14 protein-coding genes and 2 pseudogenes are annotated in these 19,655 nt (G+C 58.8%); 9 read left to right on the forward strand and 7 right to left on the reverse strand.

The genetic code is table 11. The features are described 5' to 3' along the window. Positions 1 to 344: 344 nt before the first annotated feature. Positions 345 to 701: a hypothetical protein gene (locus tag NKI20_RS23565; RefSeq protein WP_023736366.1), complete on the forward strand. Its 357-nt coding sequence runs from the start codon at positions 345 to 347 to the stop codon at positions 699 to 701. 125 nt (positions 702 to 826) lie between these two features. On the opposite strand, the gene NKI20_RS23570 is transcribed toward NKI20_RS23565, so the two are convergent. After that, the gene (locus tag NKI20_RS23570) at positions 827 to 1,183 is read right to left on the reverse strand and encodes a hypothetical protein (protein ID WP_352834837.1); all 357 of its coding nucleotides are present in this window, start codon (positions 1,181 to 1,183) and stop codon (positions 827 to 829) included. 295 nt (positions 1,184 to 1,478) lie between these two features. Here NKI20_RS23570 and NKI20_RS23575 point away from each other — a divergent pair, with 295 nt between their 5' ends. The 4 genes from NKI20_RS23575 (at position 1,479) to NKI20_RS23590 (ending at position 6,803) form a co-directional block, all read left to right on the forward strand. Next, positions 1,479 to 1,628 (forward strand): iron-sulfur cluster assembly accessory protein, encoded by a 150-nt coding sequence (locus NKI20_RS23575; RefSeq protein WP_352834840.1) that lies wholly within the window; start codon positions 1,479 to 1,481, stop codon positions 1,626 to 1,628. A gap of 246 nt (positions 1,629 to 1,874) precedes the next feature. After that, positions 1,875 to 3,179, forward strand: a complete 1,305-nt coding sequence (locus NKI20_RS23580) for a lysine N(6)-hydroxylase/L-ornithine N(5)-oxygenase family protein (protein ID WP_352834843.1) — start codon at positions 1,875 to 1,877, stop codon at positions 3,177 to 3,179. Between the two features lie 506 nt (positions 3,180 to 3,685). After that, positions 3,686 to 4,465, forward strand: coding sequence for a phytanoyl-CoA dioxygenase family protein (locus NKI20_RS23585; protein WP_352834890.1), 780 nt, complete (start codon positions 3,686 to 3,688; stop codon positions 4,463 to 4,465). A gap of 139 nt (positions 4,466 to 4,604) precedes the next feature. Beyond that, positions 4,605 to 6,803 (forward strand): class I tRNA ligase family protein, encoded by a 2,199-nt coding sequence (locus NKI20_RS23590; protein ID WP_352834845.1) that lies wholly within the window; start codon positions 4,605 to 4,607, stop codon positions 6,801 to 6,803. An 810-nt stretch (positions 6,804 to 7,613) separates the two neighbouring features. Here the strand turns inward: NKI20_RS23590 and NKI20_RS23595 are convergent. The 3 genes and pseudogenes from NKI20_RS23595 to NKI20_RS23605 all read right to left on the reverse strand — a co-directional run bounded on the left by NKI20_RS23595 (position 7,614) and on the right by NKI20_RS23605 (position 10,863). After that, complete coding sequence (locus NKI20_RS23595) at positions 7,614 to 9,071, reverse strand: NAD-dependent succinate-semialdehyde dehydrogenase (RefSeq protein ID WP_352834894.1); 1,458 nt, start codon at positions 9,069 to 9,071, stop codon at positions 7,614 to 7,616. A gap of 204 nt (positions 9,072 to 9,275) precedes the next feature. Further along, positions 9,276 to 9,980 (reverse strand): annotated as a pseudogene (locus NKI20_RS23600) (M16 family metallopeptidase); the annotation flags it as partial. A 655-nt stretch (positions 9,981 to 10,635) separates the two neighbouring features. After that, the gene (locus NKI20_RS23605; RefSeq protein WP_245260682.1) at positions 10,636 to 10,863 is read right to left on the reverse strand and encodes a hypothetical protein; all 228 of its coding nucleotides are present in this window, start codon (positions 10,861 to 10,863) and stop codon (positions 10,636 to 10,638) included. A gap of 372 nt (positions 10,864 to 11,235) precedes the next feature. On the opposite strand from NKI20_RS23605, the gene NKI20_RS23610 reads away from it, so the two are divergent. Continuing rightward, positions 11,236 to 11,448: a cold-shock protein gene (locus NKI20_RS23610; RefSeq protein WP_023679670.1), complete on the forward strand. Its 213-nt coding sequence runs from the start codon at positions 11,236 to 11,238 to the stop codon at positions 11,446 to 11,448. Between the two features lie 219 nt (positions 11,449 to 11,667). On the opposite strand, the gene NKI20_RS23615 is transcribed toward NKI20_RS23610, so the two are convergent. Beyond that, positions 11,668 to 12,138, reverse strand: coding sequence for a Ros/MucR family transcriptional regulator (locus NKI20_RS23615; protein WP_023783325.1), 471 nt, complete (start codon positions 12,136 to 12,138; stop codon positions 11,668 to 11,670). A 397-nt stretch (positions 12,139 to 12,535) separates the two neighbouring features. Here NKI20_RS23615 and NKI20_RS33795 point away from each other — a divergent pair. Further along, positions 12,536 to 13,162, forward strand: a pseudogene (locus NKI20_RS33795) (ISL3 family transposase); the annotation flags it as partial. A gap of 124 nt (positions 13,163 to 13,286) precedes the next feature. Then, positions 13,287 to 14,291: a glycosyltransferase family 10 domain-containing protein gene (locus NKI20_RS23625; protein WP_196815339.1), complete on the forward strand. Its 1,005-nt coding sequence runs from the start codon at positions 13,287 to 13,289 to the stop codon at positions 14,289 to 14,291. A gap of 137 nt (positions 14,292 to 14,428) precedes the next feature. On the opposite strand, the gene NKI20_RS23630 is transcribed toward NKI20_RS23625, so the two are convergent. Continuing rightward, entirely contained in the window at positions 14,429 to 14,782 is a 354-nt protein-coding gene (locus NKI20_RS23630) for a hypothetical protein (RefSeq protein ID WP_352834849.1), read from the reverse strand. Positions 14,783 to 15,744: 962 nt separating this feature from the next. Between NKI20_RS23630 and NKI20_RS23635 the strand changes: the two genes are divergently transcribed. After that, the gene (locus tag NKI20_RS23635; protein ID WP_352834896.1) at positions 15,745 to 16,800 is read left to right on the forward strand and encodes a cytochrome-c peroxidase; all 1,056 of its coding nucleotides are present in this window, start codon (positions 15,745 to 15,747) and stop codon (positions 16,798 to 16,800) included. Positions 16,801 to 17,244: 444 nt separating this feature from the next. Here NKI20_RS23635 and metE read toward each other — a convergent pair whose 3' ends face one another. Then, a complete protein-coding gene (metE, locus tag NKI20_RS23640; RefSeq protein WP_352834852.1) occupies positions 17,245 to 19,596 on the reverse strand; it encodes a 5-methyltetrahydropteroyltriglutamate--homocysteine S-methyltransferase in 2,352 nt (783 codons plus the stop codon). Positions 19,597 to 19,655 lie beyond the last annotated feature (59 nt).

Genomic DNA, 19,655 nt, shown 5'->3' on the forward strand with positions numbered 1-19,655 from the left:
TGAAACGCTTTCTCTTCATCAGTCCGTCCTTCAATCAAGGGCCGGACTCTAATCTCAGATGGAGGAAAAACTCAGTGGCAGGTCATAGACACTCCAGCTGAAATGACGCCCTTGACCCTGCCGCTCTGAGCGCAGCACCCGTGGCAGGCGGCGCTTCCATCGTTCACTTCGCGGCAAAGGCCGATGGCGCCTGAGGAAGTGATGAGGCCAGCGCAAACCAAAAACGTTTGCCTCGCGGCTTCGGTCCTCGGCCCTTGACTAGTTGGCGGCGATGTACAGGGATTTCCCGAGAGCCTACGTCGACCGTGCAAAGGCCTGCAACTGCTGAGTGAGAGGAGGGACGCTTGGACGAACACGATCCGAAGGAAGAGCTGATCGAGACGATTTTTCGCAACGGCACAATCACCGTCGTCGGCATTCTGCTTGCCTTTTCGCTCGGCTTCGTCACGCATTGGGCGGCGAACCCCATGCCATGGCGGCTCTACGACCTGTTCGCCGTTGTGCCGATCCTGGTCGGCATCACGTTGCAGTTGCGGGCGCTGTCCCTGCTACTCGACATGAGTTCGTTGCGCCGACCCATCTACGAACGCGCCAACCGCATCTTCATGGCCGGCCTTATCCTGACCGCGTGCGGCGTCGGGCTGGCCATCCTGCTCGATGTCTTCGCAATGTCGATGAAGGGCACGCTGCCCGGCGCTTGACGGCCTGTCCCTGCGCTTTGGAGCTGCCGCAATCGCCGACGCGACGCGTCAGATCCGAGGGTTCCTAGTGCTTTCCCTCAACCAGCGTCAGCCTTCTTCCCGAAGAATGCTTTCTCTAGATTGCATTAGCGGATGTTTAGAGCGTGGGCTTGCCGGAAATTACGTCTCGGTGGCATAACCCGCATAGCTTTTAGGGTGTTGCCAGGAAGACCGATTTGCGGGCGTGGATGGATAAATGCATTGGCGTCAGGAAGAGGCTCGGCAGGTTGCGTGCGCGCATTGCCGAACTGGAGCGCGATCTCGTGGCGATCACACCTCAGGGGCGCCATCGGCGTTTCGAAGCCGGACATGAACTTTGCAATGCGAAGTGCCGCCTGAAGCGTCTCGAGGAATGCATCGCTGAAATACCGGAGAAATGTGGCCGTTAGCGCAAGCTTCGCCGCTCTCAATCTTTGCCACGCGGTCGGCTGGTCGGCGGGCAACAGTTGCCGATCGTGCGGGTACTCTGTCCGGCAGAGACGCAAGGTTCTGCACTGTCCGTTCAGGAAGACTTCGTGCTGGTCTCCACAAGAGAAGTATTCTGGTGCAGAAGGTGCCCGATTAGCTATCGGAAAAAGGCGACATCGACGTGCAAATCGGGCGCCGCAGTGAGGTGTCCCCCCCAATGTCGGATTTTCGACAGGATCGTAAATCCGCCAACCCATTGTTTAATAAAATTTCCTTCTCTGGCACGGCCCATGCATGGGACTCTGCGAACGCATCAGCGAGACGTCGTCCATGATCATGCGCACCGAAAATGCCGTCGCCGCAGTGAAAACCGCGCACTCGCCTGCCATCAAGCCGCCGAAAGGCCGGCGCGTCATGGTCGAGGCGGGCGATTGCGCCGGCTTCAAACACCTTAGTGGGCCTGGAAAGCTCCTCGCGTGACGGCGAGGGGGCATCCAGACGGGCGGAAAGGAGAAACGTCGTTGCCCCACGTCGCCGGGCATCACCCGTCGATTGTCACCGCGCTGGAATGCTCGGGTCTACATGCGAAGACCCGAACGCGCAGGACAAATTCTCGCAAGCCCGGTCGGGACTGGGGCTCGAAGTCCGTGAGGGGAGGATAATGGCTATGGCCGATATTCGCCGCGAACAAGCCGCCTAGTGGGAAGACGCTATAGGAGGAAGCAGGTGGAGTTATCTTGCGTTGGGATCGGTGCTGGCCCGTCCAATTTGAGCCTTGCGTGTCAGATACACGAGCAAGTTGGGAAAGGGGCAGTGTTCCTGGATCGGCAGGTCGACTTCCGCTGGCATCCAGGCATCGCATTCGATTCCTCGGAGCTCCAGGTCAGCCACTTCAAGGACCTGGTCACTCTGGTGAATCCGCGATCAGCCTACACTTTCGTAAACTTCCTGCACGAGAACGGGCGTCTGTATCACTTCCTGAACGCACAGTTCGAAGCCGTGCTCAGAGTGGAGTTCGAACAATACCTGAACTGGGTCTTCCACAGGAACCCACTTGTGCGTGGCGGCGAGACAGTGCGCGAAATCCGCTTTGACGGCGAGTTTCAGGTGCGGACGGATAAGGCGGTTCTCGGCGCCAGAAACGTTGTGGTCGGCATTGGCAAGCAGGCGCAAATTCCGCCTCAATTTCAGGGCTGGGTTGGACGCAACCTGTTCCACTCATCGGTTTTACTGCACATCCACCCTGAGGTGCGGAGAAAGCATGTCTGCGTGGTCGGCGGAGGCCAGTCGGGAGCCGAGGTGATGTTGCACCTTGTCGGCCTGCCGAACGAACGGCGGCCTGCCTCGATCACTTGGGTCTCGCAGCGCGAAAACTATCTGCCTCTGGACAACAGCCCGTTCACAAACGAGTTGTTCATGCCCTGCTTTTCGGATCGCTTCGCGGCGATGAGCGAGTCGCAGCGTAAGCTGCTCCTGCGGCGTTTCGTGCTTGCTTCGGACGGCATTTCGGAAAGCACGTTGCGCGCGATCTATCAGGCGCTGTACCGCCATGCATTTTTCGAGCCATACCGATGCGACATCACACTGCGGCCGGGCTGCACCGTCTCGCACTGCATCAACGCCGGACCGGGTCACAGGCTGACCCTGCAGCATGGCATGGACGAGGTCGAAGAAGTCACGGCTGACATCGTCATCCTGGCCACCGGTTACGAGAACGCGGTCCCAAGCTTGTTGGAACCGATCATGGGCCGCTTGGAGCAGATCGACAATGAATTAGCTATTCGCGAGGATTTTTCGGTGAGCTGGGACGGACCGTGTGACAGACGCATCTTCGTACAAAATGCGAGCCTCGGGCAGCGCGGCCTGGCCGATCCGAACCTAAGCTTGCTGGCCTGGCGCGCGCGTCGCATCCTCGATAGCCTACTTGGGCGCGCGCCATGCGCGAACCCCGAGCATCCTGGCTTCATCACTCATACCTCGATCGAGAGCTGGCCCGACCACGCAGCCGAAGAAATGGGCAGTGGAATATGACTCGTATGCTTTTGATCATCGGCGGTGGCATCCTAGGAATGATGCCCGCCTGCGCTGCGGCGAACCTCGGAGGCTTCTCCGATATGATCGTGACCGACCAAGCCCTTCGACCAAGCGGCGCATCGCATCACTCTGGGGGCGTGCATTTCCCCTACGGTTGCCAAGGCCGTACCAAGTCGCTCACTCGAAAGACCGCCGTGGTCTTGGCGGCCATGGCTGGGTCGGCAGGTAGCGGATGGTGCCGGCCTTTGGCGATGCGTGTCGTGGTTGAACCGGGTGAAGCGATTGATCCGGCCCAGTTTACGGAACCCCTAGACCCGGCTGAGCCTGACATAGGCAGTCTCGCCCGAGCTTCTGCGGACAATATCCGCCGGAGCGGAACGCACTTAGCATCGCCTCCCTCGTCACGTGAGTCCGTCTCCGTGGACCCGCAACTTGATCAGCGCCCGACCGCCCTAATCGGCATGTCCAACCAAAACCAGTCTTTCCAACAGGAGGCTTTTCGCATGTTGACTGATGCACAAAGAGAAAAGTGGCAGAAGGACGGATACGTCAGGCTCGAAAGGTTCTTCGATCCAGCGGCTCAGGAAGATATCTCTACCTTTGTCGAAGATATGTCACGCTGGGTCGTCAGCGATGATAAATGGCTCATGTGGTTCGAGAAAACGACGGACAATCGAAAGATCACTTCCAAGATGGAGAATTTTCTCGACTTCCATGATCCATTGCGTCGTTTGCTCTTAGAAGATCAGCGCATAAAGTCAACGGTCGAGGAGTTGCTTGGCGAAGATTCGCGCAGGCTCAAGGAGTTGCTGATTTTCCACTACCCCGACAGCGGCGGCTATCTCCCGCATCAGGACATTTATCACGTTCCACACAAACTCCCCGACCGCATGGTCCATGCGGTGGTTGCCATAGGCATCGACGACTCCGACGAGGAAAATGGCGGGCTTTTCTTCAGCCCCGGCAACCACAAGAAGGGGGTGTTTCCCATGGATGCCGGTGGGGTGATCGACCCTCAAGTTGCCGAAAAGTTCTCCTGGGAACCCGTAGTATGGAAGTCTGGCGACATCTTCATCTTCGACGATTACGCACCGCACTACTCACGACCGAACAAAAGCAATCGTTCTCGGCGGACACTCTACTTGGTGTTCCAGCGGGCTTCAACCGGCGGGCCGACCCGCGCTGAATATAACGTGCTTAAGCGCGCCCTTAACCCGCCCGAGGGGAAAGTGGCCGATCTCGACAATCTCAAGCCGCCGAATGGCATCTTCTATCGCGATTGAGCTCACGCAGGCCAGGCGGAGGCATGCACACGACTGATCGACCGCTCAAAAATGCGCGGACGGTATGGCCGTCTGATTTGCGGGCTCGCGGAGCATCGACCGCAGCCCGTTACGACGCTTTGGCACGTGGATTGCGGAGGTGGTCGCAGGCGGTCTTCTGTGCGCCTACAGCCCGACCAGTGCCCCCCTTGGTCGCCCGCTTGCCGGCCCAGAGCTAAACTATCTCTGCCCGGGCCGCCAATGGTCAGACTGCCGTTTCTCTCCACGAATTGCACGGGAGGCTGTTGCGTTGGCAGCCGAAATCCCACTGCTTCAACAGGTTAGGTTGGTTGTCATGCGCAAGTACACGTTTTCTCGAACGGAGCTGTCGCGGGCGTTCGGTATCGACACGGCCACGCTTGGAACGGGCAGCGCTCGCACGGGGTTTTCATTCGGAAAGGTTGGACCCGGCGTCACATCCGAGCCCCATCGGCACGACGAAATCGAGGCCTTCGTGGTCCTGTCTGGTGCGGGCAAGGTCACCACCGACCGGGGGGAAATCTCGGTCGAGGCGGGCGATGTCGTTCTGTTTCACCCTTTTGAAGCGCATGTGCTGCGCAACGATGGGGACGAAGACCTAAATTTCGTCGATGTCTACTGGCGAAACGACGACGCCGCTCATCATGTCGCTGCAAAGCTCACGGCTCCCCGCGCGCCGACTTTCGTCTTCTCCACGCCGCCGACGCCAAATGGCGATCTGCATCTGGGGCATCTTTCCGGCCCCTATTTCGGCGCTGATGTCTATACTCGTTTCCTGCGCATGAAAGGAGTCGAGGCCTATCACCTGACCGGAAGCGATGATTTCCAAAGCTACGTCGCCGCGCGCGCTGATGCCGATCAATCGACGCCGGCAAACGTGGCGCGCTACTATGCCGACGAGATTCGCGCCACGCTTGCACTTCTCGATTGTGAGGTCCACAGCTTCCAAGCCACGATGGGCGATGACAGTTATGGCGAGTTTCAAACCGCCTGTTTCCGCAGTCTTCTGAGCAGCACGGCGATAGATCTACGCCAGAGCCCTGCGCTTTTCGATGCCGTGACAGGCCGTTATCTTTACGAATCGGATGTTAGCGGCCTCTGCCCCGATTGCGGCGGCTCCGCGGGTGGCAACATCTGCGAGGAATGCGGCGCCCCAAACCTTTGCTACGACCTGCGTGCAGCCCAATCACGGCAGTCTGCCGAGGCGCCGCTGGTCGGCTCCGTCCGCCGCGCTGAACTTGCGCTGGACCAATGCTTCGACAATGTCGACCGGCATCTAAGGGCGTCTGGGGTCCCGCTACGGATCTTGGATCTCTTCGCACGCGTACGCCGACGCGGGAAATTTTCAGTGCCCATTACCCACCCCTCGGACTGGGGCCTGCCGGCGGAAGGGTTCCCGGGGCAAGTGATCTGGGTCTGGCCGGAGATGGCCTTCGGTTTTCTTTACAACATCCAGGCGCTCGGCCGCTCGATGGGTCGCAACTGGAAGGCGGAGATGCCCGGCAACGACTGGCAGATTGTCCATTTCTTCGGCTTCGACAATTCGTTCTACCACGCGCTACTATACCCCGCTCTTTACGCCGAGGTCTTCTCCCACTGGAAGCCACGCATCCGCTATCACGTCAACGAGTTCTACCTGCTCGACGGCAAGAAGTTCTCAACCAGCTGCCGCCATGCGGTCTGGGGCAAGGAGGTTCTGAGCCCAAAGACAGTCGACGTCGTGCGCCTTCATTTGGGCCTGACACGCCCGGAAGGTGAGCGGACGGATTTCACGCTGGACGCGCTGCGCCGCACCGAGAACGAGGTGTTCCAAAGCATCTGGCTGAACTGGCTTGAGGCGTTGAACCAGGAAATCAAGCAGGATTTTGCCGGCCGTGTACCCGATGCAGGCGACTGGAGCCCGGTCGACCGCGCCTTCTTTGCTCGCATAGAGATCTATCGCGCTGCGATGGAGCGCGCCTATTCGGACGAAGGCTTCTCGGTTCGGCGCGCGGCCACTCAGGTCTGCGAATTCGTGCGCGATTGCGTGATCTACCGCGGGGCGCGAGACTTTGCGGCGGCGCGACGTTTCTATCCTGCCCGCAATCGGACTTCGCTAGCCCTTCAGACGACGGCCGCTGCGATCCTGGCACCGACACTCGCTCCGCTGATGCCCCGCTTCGCCAGAACGCTGGCGCGAGGCATCGGTGGCGCCTCAACCGAAACATGGCCCCGGTCCGTCCAGCGCCTTGCGCCCGGGACGCGCTTTGATCTCGGACCCGTGTTGGTGTTCTACGCCAAATCCGGAAATCCTCACCTCGATGACGAGGAAACACTATGAGCCCAAAGGTGCACCAGTGAGCTGTCCCCATCTCGACCAGATCTGCGCGGCAATCAAAGCCGACGATGCCAAATATCTTGACTCGCTGTCACTGGCGAGGGAAGCCGCTCTGAACGGCAGAGACTAGATTAGCTGACCTGAACCAACGCGTCGTCAAACAACCCTGGCCCGCCCCTTCAAGGACTGCTCGGCCGATCGCTTCCCAGCCCTTGCTGTTCGTGCCGAAAATGCGTGTGGGCTCGACTGGGCTGACCAACCTCTTCGGCATCGGGATTTCCGTCCTCCAGCCGGTCAAGGCTGTCATTCGGTTCGACCCGCTTGGTCAACCTGGCGCGCCCTGGACCGAGCGCCGATCACCAATGTGGATGCGAATGTGATGGTACCTTCGATTCTGTCCGAGCGTGTACCGGCGCGGCAGTCAGCCGAAGAACAGCTGAGCTACTGATATCGGAATGGAGCAGGTCCAAATTCTGCCCCTGAAGCCGGATATTGCTCAATCAGCGTTGACGATGGCTTGGTGCACAAGCTTCCAACCAGACCGCGCAACGACAGCCCGTCGCCTGAGGATAGTCGGCGAGGGCCGCCAAATCGCAAGCGTATCCTCCGTCGCATGCGCGCCGTCTTCGCCGAAAACGCAGACGCTTGTCTCGTCGAGAGATACATCCAGCTATTTTAGGCGGCTCCTCAGGATTGCGTGTTTGCTCGGGTGCGGACCGCCCCTCAGTTCCCAATCGAGGAGCGATTCTACAATTCACATGTTTGGAGATCGCTCGCTAGTTAACCCGTCTGTGAACCCTGCAAGCCGATGCTTCAGATGCCGCCCATGCAGAGGTATTTCATTTCGAGGTAGTCCTCGAGGCCATGGCGGGATCCCTCCCGCCCGATGCCGGACTGTTTTATCCCACCGAACGGCGCCGCTTCCGAAGACATCCGGCCGGTATTTACCCCGACCATTCCATATTCCAAGCCCTCGGCGACACGCCAGACACGCTTCAGGTTAGAGGCATAAAAATACGCCGCGAGGCCGTAGATCGTTTCATTGGCATCACGCACGACCTGATCCGCATCGTTGAAGCGAATAATCGGTGCGAGCGGCCCGAATGTCTCTTCTTGCGCCACGGTCATCTCGCTGGTGACACCGGTCAGGACCGTTGGTTGGAAAAACGTGCCATTCGTGCCGACGCGTTTGCCCCCGCATCGAATTGCGCCGCCTTTAGCTACGGCATCGGCAATATGGGATTCAATCTTGGCCAAAGCCTGCTTGTCGATGAGAGGCCCGATGTCCACTCCGGGAGCGAAACCGTCACCAACTTGAAGTTGGCGAGCCCGTTCCACGAATTTCTCGACGAACTCGTCGTGAACGCCCGACTGGACGTAAAGGCGGTTCGCTGAAACGCAGGTCTGGCCGGCATTGCGGTACTTCGCCTGGATCGCACCGTCAACTGCGGCATCGACATCCGCATCATCGAACACGATGAAAGGTGCATTGCCGCCGAGCTCTAGGCTGACTTTTTTGATCTGGTCCGAGCACTGGCGCATGAGTAGGCGCCCGATCTCCGTAGACCCGGTGAAGCTGATCTTGCGGACCTTGGGATTTGTGCAAAGTTCGCGGCCGACCGCGTCACCTTCGGACGCATAGATCAGGTTGACGACGCCTTCGGGGAAGCCTGCCTGATGGGCGAGGGCGAACATTGCTCCAGCCACGAGCGGCGTCTGTTCAGCGGGCTTGAGGACGATCGTGCAGCCCGCTGCCAAGGCTGGCGAGATTTTGCGCGCCACCATCGAGGCTGGGAAATTCCATGGCGTTATCGTGCCGACGACCCCGATGGGCTGCTTGATCACCAACATTCGGCGGTCCGTCGATGGTGCGGAGATCGTCTCGCCATAGACGCGATTTGCCTCCTCGGCGTACCATTGCAGATACGCCGCAGCATGCGATAGCTCCGATTTGGCCTCTGCAAGCGGCTTGCCCATCTCCGCGGTGAGAATTGCAGCGAGATCGTCGGCGTGGTCGATGATCAACTGATACCATCGCCATAGAACGTCGCTGCGCTCACGGGCGGTAAACCCTGCCCATCCAGGCTGCGCGACATAGGCCTTGTCGATCGCAGCGCATGTCTCTTCGACACCCATGTCGGGTAGTTCTGCCAGCACTTCGCCGGTCGACGGGTTGAGAACCTCGAATGTCCGCTCGCTAATCCGCGTGCCAAGTGTCGGCAGGCGATCAATGGATCGAAACAGGTCAGGGGATCTCAGGTGACGGGTCATCGGCAGGCACAGGGGCAATACCGGATTCCTCCTCAAACGCAGCAGGGGTATATGGCAAGTGCGGTGTCTATTCCGGATGCCAAGTTCCTTATAGGGCCTCGGCCAGACAGCTAGCAGACCACGGTACCCAAGTGGAAAGGAGAATACCCTGAAATCGCTAGAAGATGCCTCGCGGTTCTACTAGTCGGGCTCGGCCGGTCAGGTGCGCGGGGGCAGGACCGGCCCGCGCGCAACCTTGCCATAGGTCTTCGCGGCCAGCGCCTTCACCGTCTCAGGCTCTGCGTCGCCGGCCACCACCAGCACGGCGTTGTTCGGGTCGGCAGCATTTGTTGTAGATCGTGAATGCGTCGGTGCCGTTCAGCTTGTCCATCTCCTGCATCCAGCCGTTGACCGGAATGCGGTAGGGCTGATCGGCCGCAACGTCGCGTTGACCTCCTCGTCCAGCAGACCTGCGGGTTCGTCTCTCTGCGCCAACGGCGCTCCTCCAGAATCACGTTTCGCTCGGTCTTGATATCGTCGTTGAGGATGAGGTTGAACATGCGATCGGCCTCGAAGCCAAACATGTCGCCCAAAGCTAGTCATAGCGTTGGGGGCGTTATTGTAGCCGCCGCTGACTGAGACGGCTCGGTCGAACTCGCTGCCGGCGCGGTTGGTGGTCGCCTTGAAGATCAGACGCTCAAGGAAATGGGCAAGTCCGGATTTGCCGGGTGGCTCGTCGGCGCTGCTGACCTTGTACCATGTGAGTGACGACTGGCGCGCGGTGATCGCGGATGTCGATCCTTCCATGCCATAGTCGAGCAGGAAATCCGCGATCTTGCCGCCGTCGGTGGCGGCCAGAGCCGGAGCGGTCGTCACCAGGGCCAGGGCGGTGGCAGTGAACGCCGTGCGCAGCCAGGGGGAGCGATCGATGGCTCCGGTTGGAAAGGCAAGGTTCGAGGCAAAGTGATTTGTTCCTCATTTTGATGAACGCGTTGCGTCTTCGCCTCCCCGTGGGGAGGATCGGCGGGCAGCGCCGAGCCAGACCAACATGCGGCCAGGCCTCACTCGAGCCTCATCTTCGGATGGACCCAGGAGACCTGCGGCGGTGTTCTTGGTGAGGTGGTCATTGGACGGATTTTCCTTGGTCCGCGACGTCTGCGGACGACCAGGCATGCACCGTACCAGATCAGAAAACCATTGGAGGCATGAAGACAAGTCGGGTCTGACATGTTGCGCATCCGACATTATGGGCCATCGAACAGGGCTGAAGGCGACGCGAGCATGGCTGAGAGTATCGTCTTCCTTCGGAAGACGATGTGGCGCGCTGCCGGGGAGGGGTACACGATGCGCTTCGAAGGCCGCTGCACTGACGGACAGAATTGAGATGTTGTCGCTCCAGCGCTCGCCGTGGGGGCATGCAGGCAACATTTGTCGCTGCAGGACAGCAGCACCGAAGCTGTGCGCGCTTGCCGTTGTCCCTGGGCACCAAACAGGAGAATTAGCAGTCGCGATTGATTTCATGTGCGTAAAATACCGCCTGGTGCGCTCGGCTGCAAATGCATGCCTGGCGGAGTGGTCGCTTAGGTCAAGAGCATCGCGTGAGTAACAGCCTGACCTTGCTCAATCTGATGCGCGCTAACCGCCTCGCCGGATTGTGGAACTGCTCGCGGGTGGCTTCTACCACAAACAGCAAGGTCATGAAATCAAGCAGGAAGTCGTCAATCGCTTGGGCGATTGTTTCTGACTTGCCCTTGAACTGGTCCAGCAAAACGCGCGCGCTATCGATCGCTTCCACGCTGGTCGCATCGATCAACCCCTCGACCCTCTTGAAACAATCCAAATCGAAACTCCTTCATGCGCTTGCCAAGCCGTTATGCTCGAAGGCAGTTCCGTGAACTACCCGGCCTTTGACCTGCGGCACGAGCAGCGGTCGGCCTTCCGTCCCGTGCCTCCAAACACGAGCCATCGACGTGGCGCTGAGGAGCGTTGGAAGAAATTGGGCGCTTCCGGCCACGCTCGAGCGGTAGTGTAGGACAGTGCTTGCTGGCGGCTACGCCCACAATGGAGTGCGCCAGCTGATCGGGGCTTAACAATTTTTCGCTTTTTGCTGCGCCCAACTCTCGGCTATGACTCGGACAGGCCTAATGGCCTGCCCACGTTGCATTGTAAAAGAAGGAACAAGTATATGCCGACTGGAACGGTAAAGTGGTTCAACAGCACCAAGGGGTTTGGATTTATCCAGCCCGACAATGGCGGTCCGGATGTTTTCGTCCACATTTCCGCTGTCGAACGCGCGGGCCTCTCGACCCTCGCTGACGGCCAGAAGATCAACTATGAGATCGAGCAGGATCGCCGCACGGGCAAGTCCTCCGCTGGCAGCCTCAGCAAAGCTGGTTGAAATTTTCTCCTGCGTCCTGGCAAGAGTAAGCACATAAGTCCTCACGGCCGCTCGATGGGACCGAGCAAAAACTGAGGGCAGCAGATTGCTGCAGGCGTCGCGAATTCCTCATGAAACAAGGTTGTTTGAAAGGAAGGCGGGGTTGGCCCCGCCTTTTTATATGACGCGCAGATTAAGCCGATGGCTGCAACGCTCCAGAACGAATCTCGATTGCCGAAATCAAGCCGCGACCTTCTTGCGGGTTCGCTTCGTCGGCGCAGGCTCCGGCGCTTCCGGCGCCTTCGGTTTGCGGCCGAGCCCCATCGTCTTGGCCAATGTCGAGCGCGCCGCGGCGTAGTTCGGCGCGACCATGGGATAATCCGCCGGCAGGCCCCATTTGGCCCGATATCCATCCGGCGTCAGCCCATAGTGGGTCGACAGATGGCGCTTTAGCGATTTGAATTTCTTCCCGTCCTCAAGGGAGATGATGTAGTCCGGTGTCACCGATTTCCTGATCGGGACTGCAGGCGTAAGGGCAACCGGCTCTTGCGCAGAGACACCTCCGGCCGTCGCTCTCAGAGCCGCATGCACTTGGCCGATGAGGGCAGGGAGATCCCCCACCGGGATCGGATTGTTGGAGACATAGGCCGACACGACATCGGCGGCAAGCTCAATGAGGGTGTCGACGTTTTTTCCGGCTTCTTCTGTCATGAAACTCTCCAGGCGGTGAAACATAGTCAGCGAAGCGTCGCTTCATAGGGCCGGTTGCCGCTGAAAGCAACAATGCTCGACAGCGTTATTGCCAATGCTCGTCCAGAAGCGACATCGATGCGCCATATTTCCCGTCGTGACGCTGAGCCACTCGTTGTTGGCGACCCTGCCGAGGTGCGTGGCGCGTCCCGGCTGTAACTTTGCGTCGGAATTGCTAGTAGTCTTGAGCCTAAGCGCGGTTTTTTGGTTCGGTATTACTTCTTTTGACTGAGTATCGAGGGATCGTGATCGCTTGCTGGTGGCATCAGGGGCGATGGACGTTCATTGGCCATGGCCAAATGTAAGTTCATCGCCCGGTGAGCCGCTCTTCCAAAGGGCTGGGAACCGCCGCTGGTAACCAAGGACATCAATGTATTTCGAGGCGTTTCTTAGCCGGTCCTCGAGAGACGGCAATCGCTGCGGACGACACCTGTTCCACGATATCGAACAGCGCGGCGACACAGGCAGCTTCTCGAATCTGGAGCGGCTTCTCGCAAGTTGGCGCCGCGCTGAGAGGCCGGGCAAGGACAGTGCGTCGCCTGCTTCAATCATACGCGTCAACCAGCCAGCGACGCTGTCCCATACGAATCCCGCGACCGGCCGTGTGATCTCGTCGGTAGTCGCCCCGGCCCTCTGCACGAAGCCTCGGGATGTGCTGATGATCAACCAGGCCACAAAGGTCGACGTCCTGAAGCAGGGATCACATGAGTTTGCCACTATGCGCAGGCTTGCCATGCGCTGCCGCGGCATTTTGCGGGGCCTGTGAATTGGGCAAGCTCGACACTTCGATCGACGTGGCGTCAACTCCGGGTCCGTCGCCATCACGCGTTTCGGTCGGGTCCTACGCCAGCTGACGCCGTTCGCGATGCCATTGAACTACCGTGGAGCAACGGCCAGGCGGAAGGGCTGATCAACCGCCTGAAGACGATTGAACGTACCATTGGGCAGAGCGGGCTGCGAACTCATTAGGGCACACATGCTGCCACTCAGCCGGCCTGATCACCACACAAAGCGAGGAAGAACCTGGTCAAGTGCAAAGCGACAATTGCCTCGACAGCGGGTCCCGGAAGGTATATGCTGCCCAATGTTACCGCAATCCGGAATGGCGATTGAGTACCTTCACGAGTGAAGGGAGTGAAACTTCTTTGTCGGCCAAATTGTTGACGGAACGCCCGGCGCCCATTGTTGCTACATGTCTAGATTCCTGGGGCGTTTTGGATGATGCAATCCACCATCTCACTCCAAAGGGCAGTGGAATCTGGAACAATGTCGCTTTTGTTCGCACGACATCCTTCGTGCCCGATTGGCATATCGTCTTTAACTCTGCTTCTCTTTTCGGGCTCCCTGTTGATATCGAGGCGAGCCCAAACAGGACAATTTTTGCAATCGGCGAACCGCCGACGAAAGCTCATCGCGCGTTTCATGAAGGGCAGGGGAAAAATACTATCGTCCTGACGTGTGACGCAGAGCTGGCTGCTCGGCAGAATGCAGCGCGCCGATTCGTTTTGTCTCCACCTATCACTCGGTCTTGGTCTGTAAACAAGACATATGACCAACTTCTGGTCAGCGAAGTCGTGGATAAGCCGCTTCGGCTCTCATGGATTACCAGTGACATCGCCCTGCTTAAAGGACATCGATATCGGCTGGCGTTTCTGGAACGGCTGAGAAAGGAGCTCGATTTTGACCTGTTCGGCCGAGGTTTTCGGCTGATTGGAGATAAATGGAACGCACTCGCACCTTACCGTTACAGTATAGCGTTCGAGAATACTCGTGCTGATTACTATTTTACAGAGAAGCTTATGGACTGCTTCGTTGCTGAAACAATGCCGATCTATTACGGCAGCCCGGCAATCACGAGGTTCTTCCCTTCGGACTCTATGGTTCTGATTGACCCAGAGGACAAGAACGTAATCCCAAAAATTCAAGAAATCATCGACTCGGACCTCTGGAAGGAACGTCGCGGCGCAATAAGAGAGGCGAAGCGGTTGGTCCTCGAGAAATACAATACGTTTGCTTATCTCGCGGGCTTCATCGAAAGCGTTCAGGATAAACCCTTACCGCCGGAAATTATACACATCGATTCGCCTGAGGTCGATTTTGGAATAGACGAATGAAGTACTCCAACGCTCGCTTCGCGTGCCCGGCGGTCGGTGGTCTGGCGAGATCGGTACGGAACGCTCGGCGGAGAATGCCTGCTGCGCAGACGGGCCGGCACGGGCGCACGAGGTCATGCGCCCCCGGCTGCCGCTGATCAGACGAACTGGGGAAGGCCAGGAACGGAATTGAGGACCTCGTTCACGAGTTCGTCGCCGGCATGTTCCTTGGCGCAGGCGATCGTCTCGTTGGCGAGGCCGGCGATCTTTGCCATGCTGAGACCCTCACTCATTAATTGCTGGCCGAGCCCCATAAGGCCGCCACCCTCTGGGTCGTCGCCATGATACTTCGCTACTAATTCCGAAGCTCCCGGAATGGCCTCGATCATGCGCGCAACGGGACCGTCGGCCGCGTGGCTTTGCAGGAAACCCAGCATTAACCCAACGCCCTTCTCTGCGAGAGCCGGGCCGATGCCGGCACCAGTGGCGATGCGCGGTAAGAATTCTTCCATGCAGGGTCTCTCTCTCTCTCTCTTTAATGAGGTTTACACGGGGCCGGTCCGGCGCCCAGCGCCCTTGGCCGAACCACAATTGAACTCCACAAAAATAGGCCGGCGGAAGTGCTATTGCGCGTAAAACCGCCTCTGTCAACGCAAGCTGCGTCGGATGTGCGTGTTTCGCAAACCGAAGATCATTCCAATTCACTTCATTACGCATTGGCAACCGCACAGTTTGCGGTGGCTCGCTTATGGGCCACTGCCCCGCGTCCGTCAAATCACGACGACAACGTGGTCATCGCCTAGGATCTGTGGATCGAGGTGTGAGGCACTTACAGCCGGTGGACCTGCTCAAGCGCCGCGCCGGCACAAGGGCTAGATTGGCGATACTGCGCGTATTGGCCATGTCTTTCCTCGCGTGATGGGATGTTCGTAGAAGCGGAACTATATGCCGGTGTGACGATCGACAAAGCGGACCGGCTATTCCGATAGGACATCCATACTGTCGCATAGACCGTCGCTGCTTAGGTATTGAAACCGCCATCGCTGGTGACATCACAATGTGCAGTCGGCGGGTGTCGATAAGGTCGATTCACGCAATCAGCAGGTCCGGAGGAACGAATGAACCCTGAGGTTTCAGAAGCTCACTTTTCGCAAGGCGTGCAGCGCACATCGTGCAAGAGATTGCCAGTCTTGCGGGTGCTCTCGACTTTCTCAACGATGGCGGGAAGATCGCAGTGACCGAATCTACGAAGCCGCCGCCAGGGCGTGCTTTGATGCATACAAACGGTTGTCGAGCAGGGATACTCCTCCTCCCTGAAGTCCAATCGAGAAGAGCGATCACTTCCAAGAGGGTCCCAGCTCAGCCGCGAAAACAGGTGCCAGACCCCGATCCTCTCCCTCAACTGATCTAGCTCAGGGCGTTCATGAGCCGCAGATCGCATAGTGGCTGCGTGCACGACGCAGGAAGACCATTTATGAAAATCCTATTCAGAACGATGGCTGTCACCTTGCTGGCACCCACCGCCTTTGCTGCGGATTCGATCCCCACCGACCTCAGAGATACGGCATTGGCCACCTTCAGGGCTTTGCCATCCACCACGCCGACAGTCGCCAACAACCCGAACACCCCGGAAAAGATCGCTCTCGGCAAGGCACTGTTCTTCGATCCACGCGTCTCGGCGTCAGGCGTCTTGTCGTGCAACTCGTGCCACAACCTGGCCACGGGCGGCGACGACAATCACGAAACCTCGATCGGCCATGGTTGGCAGAAGGGACAGCGCAACGCGCCGACTGTACTGAACGCTGTCTTCAACATCGCTCAGTTCTGGGATGGTCGTGCCGCAGACCTGAAGGCTCAGGCGAAGGGACCGGTCCAAGCTGGCATCGAAATGGCCAATACACCGGACCAAGTCATCGCCACGCTCAAGTCCATGCCGCAATATGTCGAGTGGTTCGATGCAGCTTTTCCGGCTGAAGCCGATCGGGTCACCTTCGACAACTTCGCCAAGGCGATCGAAGCCTTCGAGGCGACACTGGTCACACCGGCCCCGTTCGACAGCTTCCTGAATGGTGATGAGCTTGCCATGACTTCCGAACAGAAACAGGGCCTGGCGCTTTTCATGGACAAAGGCTGCTCGTCCTGCCATGCCGGCATCAACGTTGGTGGGCAAGCCTATTTCCCCTTTGGCCTCGTGGAACAGCCCAGCGCCGAGGTCCTGCCGGACAAAGACGAGGGCCGATTTGCGGTCACCAATGCAGCCGATGACTACTATGTTTTCCGCGTGGCGCCGCTGCGCAACGTTGCACTCACCGCGCCATACTTTCATTCGGGCAAGGTTTGGGATCTGAAACAGGCCGTCGCTATTATGGGGACCACCCAGCTTGGCGTAGTACTGGCGGACGAAGAAGTTGATCTGCTTGTTGCCTTCCTCAACTCGCTGACCGGAGAGGCACCCGAGGTCACCTATCCCATCTTACCCTCCGAAACGGCGACAACGCCCCGGCCTGTAACGCAGATCTCAGGAAAATAAGGGCCAACTGGCTGCGGACGTCGCAATCGAAAATGATTGCGGCTTTTACTTGGGCCACACGAATTGCCAGGTCCATCTCCGAATTGGCGGGACACGCTAGCAATACCCGAAACCTGCAACCTCGCCCGTAGTCTGCGCAAATCAACTGGGGAAGCGGACAGACGCGCAGCATCATATATTGTCGCCGCCTGAGCGGACATGCCAAGCAGTCTACTTTGAGAAACGACGTGTGTACGATTTGTTCGAGGCGCGGGGCCTGTATGTTCCCAAGGACCAATACTATAGCGTGGTGTCACATTTATATTTCTGCGGGATGAGGACACGTGCCGAAGGAAAATTGCACATTTTCGCCGTGTGGCTTATTTTCAAGAGTGTGATCGGTTTGGCATATTCCCGGCCGACATCCGCCACCGGCAACTCCCCACACGGTGAGGAAGAGAAGCCTTACGCCTGCACTTTCTGCCGGAGCGCGCGTGCTGCAGCGACCATGTTCATGAGGGCAGGGCGGACCTCCTCCCATTTGCGTGTTTTGAGGCCACAGTCCGGGTTTATCCACAGTTGGCCGTCGGACAGTCGCTCGCGGGCAAGCATGACTAAGTCCGAAATCTCGCCGACTTCCGGGACGCGTGGTGAGTGAATATCATAGACGCCGGGACCGATTTCGTTCGGATATTTGGAGCTCGTGAAGGCGTCCAACAGTTCCATCTTCGAGCGCGACGTCTCAATCGAAATGACATCCGCATCCATTCCAGCAATCGCGTGAATGATCTCGTTGAACTCCGAATAGCACATGTGGGTATGAATTTGAGTCGCGTCCTTTACACCCGTTGAAGCGATCCGGAAACATTCGACAGCCCAGTCGAGATAGACTTTCCAGTCAGATTGGCGCAGTGGCAATCCTTCGCGAAACGCGGCCTCATCGATCTGGACCATCCTTGCGCCGGATCTTTCGAGATCCGTCACTTCGTCGCGGATGGCGAGCGCGATCTGGCGGCAGGCTTCGGAGCGGGGTACGTCGTCGCGAACAAAAGACCAGTTGAGAATGGTGACTGGGCCTGTGAGCATTCCCTTCACGGGCTTTTCCGTAAGCGACTGGGCGAATTGCCACCAGCGCACTGTCATCGGATTGCGCCTCGATACGTCGCCGAAAATGATGGGGGGACGCACGTAGCGCGACCCATAGCTTTGTACCCAGGCATGCTGGGTGAGCGCGAAGCCGGACAACTGCTCGCCGAAATGCTGTACCATGTCGTTTCGCTCGAACTCACCGTGCACCAGCACGTCCAGCCCGATCTCTTCCTGCCAGCGAATTGCAGCCTCGATCTCCTTCTTCAGGAACGTCTCGTAGTCGACATAGCTCAGCTGGCCCTTCGCATGAGCGGCCCGCGCGCGGCGTACCTGCGGCGTCTGCGGGAAGGACCCGATTGTCGTCGTCGGGAACGGCGGCAGCCCGAGCGTGCCGGCCTGGACTCTGGAGCGCTCGCCAAAAGCGCTCTCTCGTCGCTTTATGCTATGGTCAATGCTGGCGATCCGCCCCTCAACAAGCGGGTCATGGATCTTCGTGGACGTCACGCGAGTGGCGGCAGCCTCGGCAGACGCTTTCAACGCGGCTGCCACCGCATCCCTGCCTTGGGACAGGGCCCGGGCCAGCAAGACCAGCTCGTCGGTCTTCTGGGCCGCGAAGGCGAGCCACGACCTGATGTCCGCCTCGAGTTCCGGCTCCATGCGCAGGTCGATCGGCACATGCAGCATCGAGCAAGAAGGCGCGATCTCGACGCGGTCCAAGGGCCAGCCGGCGACGATCGGTTTGATGCGGTCGAGAATGGCGGGCAGGTTCGCACGCCAGACGTTGCGGCCATCGATCAAGCCAAGCGAGAGCACCAGATCCTTCGGAGCGAGCCGACCCACCGTTTCCAGCTGCTCGGGAGCGCGCACGAGATCAATATGCAGCCCGGCCAGGGGCAGAGAAACCGCGGTTTCGAGATTGTCTCCCAGCGACCCGAAATACGTAGCCAGCATGATCTTCAGCTCGGGCGCGGCTTTCGACAGCTGGCCATAGGCGAATTCGAACGCAGCTCGTTCGTTCGGGTACAGATCGAGAACAAGCGCTGGCTCATCGATCTGCACCCAGTCGGCTCCCGACAGCCTCAGCCTCTGCAGGAGTTGCTCGTAAACGGGCAGCAGCCGCGGTAGGAGCGCGATAGGATCGAACCCTTCGGCAGGCGATTTCGCCAGCTTGAGGAAGGTGATGGGTCCAAGGATGACTGGGCGTGTGTGAATGCCGAGAGCTTTAGCCTCGAGGAAGTAATCGACCGGCTTCGTTGACGAGAGGGCGAACGTCTGATCATCATCGAGTTCCGGCACAATGTAGTGGTAGTTTGTGTCAAACCACTTGGTCATTTCCATCGCGGTTACACCGGGCCCATGAGCCGCCTCCTGGTGACCAGCGTGTGCACAATCCTCCGTCTGACCCTGGTTGCCGCGCGCCATTGCGAAGTAGATGTCAAGTGGGACCTCGCCGCTATTCCAGCCGTAACGGGAGGGAATGGCGCCGACCATGGCTGCGGTGTCGAGCACATGGTCGTAAAGCGAGAAGTCGTTTGACGGTATTTTCGACACGCCGCGATCACGCTGCTCTTCCCAGCTAGCGGCACGGAGCGCCTTCGACGTCATGAGAAGTTCGCCAGCGGACGATGTTCCGGACCAGTAGCTTTCAAGCGCGAATTTCAGTTCTCGCCGACGACCGAAGCGCGGCACGCCGAGCGTTGCTACAGGAATTTCCTGAGAGTCAGTCATGTCATACCCCGATGGTTGGGGCGTCGATGACAAGGAAGGCGCTAGCAGGCCGGCACGAA

The organism is Mesorhizobium sp. M0830 (assembly GCF_040319965.1).
Taxonomy (GTDB): domain Bacteria; phylum Pseudomonadota; class Alphaproteobacteria; order Rhizobiales; family Rhizobiaceae; genus Mesorhizobium.